Origin of the sequence: Paraburkholderia sp. HC6.4b, assembly GCF_014200875.1 — a bacterium.
Classification (GTDB): Bacteria; Pseudomonadota; Gammaproteobacteria; order Burkholderiales; family Burkholderiaceae; genus Paraburkholderia; species Paraburkholderia tuberum.
The window spans coordinates 176,814-183,001 of sequence record NZ_JACHDC010000021.1; the positions used below are offsets into that span (position 1 = coordinate 176,814).

Annotated in this window: 6 protein-coding genes; 3 read left to right on the forward strand and 3 right to left on the reverse strand. The window is 66.7% G+C overall.

The genetic code is table 11. The features are described 5' to 3' along the window. Window positions 1–21 precede the first annotated feature (21 nt). From HDG34_RS29600 to HDG34_RS29610, 3 genes are all read left to right on the forward strand, one after another. Entirely contained in the window at window positions 22–1,020 is a 999-nt protein-coding gene (locus tag HDG34_RS29600; RefSeq protein WP_184065064.1) for an NADP-dependent oxidoreductase, read from the forward strand. Window positions 1,021–1,072: 52 nt separating this feature from the next. Further along, on the forward strand, window positions 1,073–1,954 hold the full coding sequence (locus tag HDG34_RS29605) for an SDR family oxidoreductase (protein WP_184065066.1): 882 nt from the start codon (window positions 1,073–1,075) through the stop codon (window positions 1,952–1,954). A gap of 96 nt (window positions 1,955–2,050) precedes the next feature. After that, a complete protein-coding gene (locus HDG34_RS29610; RefSeq protein WP_184065069.1) occupies window positions 2,051–3,010 on the forward strand; it encodes an alpha/beta hydrolase in 960 nt (319 codons plus the stop codon). Between the two features lie 65 nt (window positions 3,011–3,075). Here the strand turns inward: HDG34_RS29610 and HDG34_RS29615 are convergent, their stop codons facing one another. The 3 genes from HDG34_RS29615 to HDG34_RS29625 form a co-directional block, all read right to left on the reverse strand. Beyond that, a complete protein-coding gene (locus HDG34_RS29615; RefSeq protein ID WP_184065072.1) occupies window positions 3,076–3,942 on the reverse strand; it encodes an NRDE family protein in 867 nt (288 codons plus the stop codon). Between the two features lie 146 nt (window positions 3,943–4,088). Next, a complete protein-coding gene (locus HDG34_RS29620; protein WP_184065075.1) occupies window positions 4,089–5,156 on the reverse strand; it encodes a folate-binding protein YgfZ in 1,068 nt (355 codons plus the stop codon). Between the two features lie 310 nt (window positions 5,157–5,466). Further along, the gene (locus HDG34_RS29625) at window positions 5,467–5,763 is read right to left on the reverse strand and encodes a hypothetical protein (RefSeq protein WP_090804775.1); all 297 of its coding nucleotides are present in this window, start codon (window positions 5,761–5,763) and stop codon (window positions 5,467–5,469) included. Window positions 5,764–6,188: the final 425 nt, after the last annotated feature.

The window sequence follows — 6,188 nt, forward strand, 5'->3', positions numbered from 1 at the left end:
ACAACCCAAGGAGACGACCGCATGGCCCAGATCAATCGCCAATTGCTGCTGGTTTCGCGCCCCCAAGGCGAAGCCACGCCCGATAACTTCAAGCTCGTCGAAACGCCGCTCGCGCCGCTCGCCGACGGCGAAGTACGGGTGCGCAACCACTATCTGTCGCTCGATCCGTATATGCGCGGACGCATGAACGACAGCAAGTCATACGCGGCGCCGCAGCCGCTGAACGAAGTGATGATCGGCGGCACGGTCGGCGAGGTCGTCGAGACGAGGAATCCGAAGTTCGCGGTCGGCGACAAGGTCGTCGCGATGTTCGGCTGGCAGGAGTACGGCACCTCGAATGGCACGGGCATGCAGAAGGTCGACGACACGCATGTGCCGCTGTCGGCGTATCTCGGGCCGGTCGGCATGCCGGGCGTCACCGCATGGTACGGGCTGAACCGCATCATCGCGCCGAAGGCCGGCGAGACGGTGGTCGTCAGCGCGGCGAGCGGCGCGGTGGGCAGCGTGGTCGGCCAGCTCGCGAAGGCGGCGGGCGCGCGCGCGGTCGGCATCGCGGGCGGCGCGGACAAGTGCCGCTATGTGGTCGAGACGCTCGGCTTCGACGCGTGCGTCGACTACAAGGCCGGTAACCTGTACCAGGACCTGAAGGCCGTCACGCCCGACGGTGTCGACGGCTGCTTCGAGAACGTCGGCGGCGACGGGCTCGACGCGACGCTCGCGCGCATGAACGCGTTCGGGCGCATCGCATTGTGCGGCTTCATCGCGGGCTATGACGGCCAGCCGCTGCCGCTCAAGCATCCGTCGCTGATGCTGACGCACAGGCTGCTCGTGCAGGGCTTCATCGTCAGCGAACACATGCACGTGTGGCCCGAGGCGCTCAAGCAGCTCGGCACGCTCGTCGCGCAAAAGAAGCTGCACTATCGCGAGACGATCGCGCAAGGGCTCGAAGCCGCGTCCGAGGCATTCATCGGCTTGCTGAAGGGCCGTAACTTCGGCAAGCAACTGGTCAAGCTGATCTGAGCGCGACGTCATCATGCAACGGCAAGCCGCCGCTCAACCAGGGAGTCACAGAATGTTCGAATTCGCGGGCAAGGTGGCGGTGATCACCGGCGCGGGCAGCGGCTTTGGCCGCGCGTTCGCGCACAAGGGCGCGGCGCTCGGCATGAAGCTCGTACTCGCGGACGTCAACACCGACCAGCTCGCGCAAACCGTCGACGCCTTGCGCGAAACCGGCGCCGAGGCGATCGGCGTGCCGACCGACGTATCGAACGCCGCGCAGGTCGAGGCGCTCGCGCAGGCGGCGCTCGCCGCGTTCGGCAAGGTCCACGTGCTGTTCAACAACGCGGGCGTCGGCACCGGCGGCTTCCTGTGGGAAAGCTCGGCGAACGACTGGTCGTGGGTGTTCGGCGTCAACGTGATGGGTGTCGCGCACGGCGTGCGCGCGTTCGCGCCGATCATGCTCGCGCAGAAGGAGCCCGCGCATATCGTCAATACGGCGTCGGTGGCGGGGCTGCTGGCGCCGCCGGCAATGGGCATCTACAACGCGTCGAAGCATGCGGTGGTGGCGCTGACCGAGACGCTGTATCACGACCTGAAGCTCGCGCAGGCCGGCACGGGCGGCGAGGTCGGCTGTTCGCTGCTGTGTCCCGCCTTCGTGCCGACCGGCATCGCGGAGGCCGAGCGCGCGCGTCCCGACGAGTTGCGCAACGCGGGCCGGCCGACGCGCTCGCAGATCGCGGCCGGCAAGCAGTTGCAGCGCGCGGTGCAGTCGGGCAAGCTCACGGCCGACGATGTCGCCGACATCGCGTTCGAGGCGATCGCCGCGCGGCGTTTCTATATCATCACGCATCCGGGCATCATGGCGACCGTGAAGCTGCGTCACGAGGACATCGAGCAGTTGCGCGAGCCATCCGATCCGATGTCGCTGAAGCCCGAGGTGAAGAACGCGCAGTAGCGGCCGGCTGCGCGGCCGGTGCGCCGGCTCCTGACAATAATTGGCGCACGCACTGCGCGCCGCCCGATGCGCGACGCGCACCACGTTGCCGAAACCATGCCGCTGAATCCCACGATCGAGCAGGTGCTCGACATGATCGCGCGGGCCAAACGCCCGCAGTATCACCAGATGAGCGCGCAAGCGGCGCGCGCGTCGTACGAGAAAAGCGCGCCGATCCTCGAGATCGCGAGCGCGCCGATGTTCTCCGTCGAAGATCTGCGCGTGCCGACGCGCGACGGCGCGACGATCCGCGCGCGCTTCTACTTCCCGGTCGAGCCGGGCTGGGCCGAGCCGCTGCCTGCCTTCGTGTACTACCACGGCGGCGGCTTCACGGTCGGCAGCGTCGATACGCACGATGCGCTGTGCCGGATGTTCGCGCGCGACGGCCAGTGCGCGGTGCTGTCGGTCGATTACCGGCTCGCGCCCGAGCACAAGTTTCCGACCGCTGTCGACGACGCCTTCGACGCCCTCAGCTGGCTACACGCGCACGCGGCCGAATTCGGCATCGACGGCACGCGGCTCGCGGTGGGCGGCGATAGCGCGGGCGGCACGCTCGCGACGGTTTGCGCGGTGCTCGCGCGCGACGCCGGCCTCGCGCTCGCGCTGCAATTGCTGATTTATCCGGGCACGACCAGCCATCAGCAGACCGACTCGCACTCGCGCCTCGCCGACGGCTTCCTGCTGTCGGGCGACACGATCCAGTGGTTCTTCGAGCACTACGTGCGAGATAGCGGCGATCGCGACGACTGGCGTTTCGCGCCGCTCGACGGCGAGCGCGGTGCGCCGGATTTTCGCGGCGTCGCGCCCGCGTGGATCGCGACCGCCGAATACGATCCGCTCAGCGACGAGGGCGATGCGTATGCGGAGAAACTCCGTGCGCTCGGCAATCCGGTCACGCTCAAACGCTACGCCGGCATGATCCACGAGTTCTTCAAGATGGGCGGCTTCGTGCCCGAAGTCGCGCAGGCGCATGCGGACGCCGCGGCGGCGTTGCGCGCGGCATTCGGCATCGGGTGAGGGCGGTGATCGCGAAGCGATGAGCGGCCGGCAGCGAATGCGCCGGCCAGGCGGTGCTCAAACGATCACGCCACGCTCATCCGGTCGCGCTCGACATTGAACGCGAAGCTGCGTTCGAAATCGCCGGGCCGCACGATCCGGTGCGAGCCGTTGTCGTCGCTGCGCTCGGCGACCGCGACGCCGATCACGTCGCCATAGGCGGCAACGCGCAGCGCGGTGGTGCTGCGCGTGCCATAGTCCGGCGATTCGATGAACGCCGCCGACAGCACGCGTTCGCGTTCGAGCGGAATACCGGTCGACGGCAATTCGTCGTCGCGCGCGAGCCGCGGATCGCGCATCAGATCGATCAGGCGTTCGAGCGGCGGCATCGGATCGCGCGCGAGCAGCGCGCCGAGCTCGCCGCGCTTTTTGACCAGCTTCGGCCACGCGGTATCGAGCACCGCGTTCGAGATGCCGTGCGTGCCCGGCGCGAGCAGCGCGGGGCCGCTGTTTGCGTCGACGACGCCGCGATTGCAGTACCACGCGAGCTCGCGACGCGTCCAGTCGCCGACCAGCAGATTGAAGCCGTTGTAGATGTCGCCTTTTTGCGCGACGTGCCGCAGATACGCGAGCGGCGTCTCGTGTGGATTGCCGTCGGCGTCGCGCGCGGCGCTCGTGAGCCAGTCGCTGACGAGCGTGCCGCGGGTCGGCGCATCGGCGCGCATTTCGCCCGGCGCGCGGTAATTGGTCAGCGCGGCGAAGCGGCCGTCGCGCGATAACCCGAGCCACGTGCCGCCGCCCACGAGGTCGCGGCCCCCCAGCACCTCCGGCGCGTCGCGCCACCAGCCGATCGGCTCGGCCGTGCGGCGGAAGAACTCGTCGCGATTCGCGGCGAGCGTGAACAGCGGACCATCGAGCGCATCAGGTCGCCAGTCGAAAACGATCAGGCACATCGGGGAGCATCTCCCGTTCAGAGCATGGGGCGGCCGCCAGATGCAGCGACGCAGGCGGCAAACGAAAGCGGCAAAAAACAGACGAGAATAAAGCAGTCAATAAAAAAACGGCGCCCGATTGCGCCGCTTTTTACCCTCTCCAACGATCAGACTTCGGCCGGCAGCCCGTAAGGCAGCGTCAGGAAGCGCAGCGCGGGGCCGTCGGCCGCGCCGACATGTACGCTGCCGCTGTCGAGCGCCGTGAGCTTGGTCTCGACCAGCAGATCGACGCCGCCGCCTTGCGCCGATGCCGCGTTGACGATCATCCCGCACGGCTGGCCCGGATCGTCCGAGTGGAACAGCTCGGTGCCGGGCCGCACCGTGTCCAGCTCGCCGGCGACGTTGGCGAGCGACGTGCGCCGCTTGATCGTGCCGCGATACTGGCTGCGCGCGACCACTTCCTGACCCGGATAGCAGCCCTTGCGGAAGTTGACCGCGCCGAGCACGTCGAAGTTGACCATTTGCGGCACGAACTGCTCGACGACCGGCTGCGTGATGCGCGGCTCCCCCGCGCGGATGTCGAGCCAGTCCCACACGGCCGGCGACACGCGCTTTAGCCTGCCGTCGAGCGACGGCAGCAGCGCTTCGATCTGCGCTTTCGGGCCGATCCACAGATAGCGCAGCCGCTCCAACGCATCGGGCACGCGGATCAGCGTGCCCGCTGTGCCGTCGACCTGCACGTGCACACCGTCGGGCAGCGCGTCGAACACGCCGGACAGCGCGCCGCGCACGTCGCCCGCGAGGCCGACCACCGCGAGCTCGCCGCTCGCGTCGGCGAGCTTGGCCTTGGCGCGCAGCACGAACATCGACAACCGCTTTTGCACCGCGGCCTGCACGTCTTTCGATACCAGCAGGCGGATCGTATCGCCGCTGCGCCAGCTGAGGAGCGACGCGAGCAGCCGGCCCTTGGCCGAGCAGTAGCCGCAGAGGCGCGCGTTCGCGGCGTCGAGATGCTGGACGTCGTTGGTCAACTGGGCGTGCAGGAAGCTCGCCGCGTCGTCGCCGGTCGTGTCGATCACGCCGAACTGCGGCAGCGGCATGTACGCGCCATGCTCGAGCACGGCGGTGAATTCTTCGGCCGACGGGCGCGGCAGGATGGGCAGGGCGGCGGGCGCCGCCGCGGCGGGAGTGAGACCGGAAGCGTTACCTGAGGCGTTCACGAGCGGTGTGTTCATGGATTCCGGGAACAGTCAATTCTGACTTTGGCTAAGGCAAACAGTCATTATATTCAGTCCAGCCCTGTCGCGTTTCGCAAGTCCCTGGCGAATGAAGGCTTTCCGAGAGCCTGGCGCAGCAGGGGATTGCACGTTATCACCCTGCGGCTGTGCCCATGTTGTGACCATGTTGGGGTGTTCTGCCAGAGGGTCCGGCGCAAGATGGGCGGGCACCCGACGTGCCGGATCTGCTGTCCGCTGCCGCGGTCACAGACGAGCCGCCGCCGGGGTGGCTGCGGCGGGGCCACTGAGTAAGGCGGACGAGCCACTGTCATTCCGTGGGCGGCTTGGCCGGTGCCCAGTCCATCGGCTGCTCAGTCGTGATTTTCAGCCGTTCGCGCAATTCGGGATGCGCGATTGCCTGAATCAGAATCGCCATTCCTCCAAGCTTCCGAGCGTCCTCGTCTGTCACTGGCAACATTGAATTTTCCGGAGCATCCGGTGGGATAGTGATTGCCAGCGCTCGATCAATCGCCGCTTGCACGTGAACCCGTGAAACTGTGCACATCTTTAACTGCTGAGTATCGGCGTCATAAAAAATGACGCTAGCCCGATCCGGTTTAGTCATCTCAATATCCCCTGCATGCCTGGAATTTATCGAATGCTCGCTGTGTGCAGAGCGCATAGGTGCGTGGATCTTGATACATTGCTCGGGCCACCTGACACTGCTCCATGTCTGAATGGTAGTCCGCGAAACACTCAGCCTCATCCATCTCGGAACGGGGCGTGGAGTCTCCCAATTGCCGCAGCTCGTGCTCGGGTCTTTCGCGGCGGCGTGCAGGTCGCCCTTGAACCGTCGTTTGAAACTGTCAATAACGGTCAAAAGCGGCAGGAGCCGAAAAGGCGTTTGGTCGGGAATGGCAGTCTCAAGAGTCAAGTGCAACGTTTAGCTAATCCAGCCTTCTCTAACTCTTTAGCCATTGCTTCCTCGGGGGAGTCCCAGCCGAGCGTCTGGCGAGGCCGCCCGTTGAGCAATTTGGCGATGTCATTGAG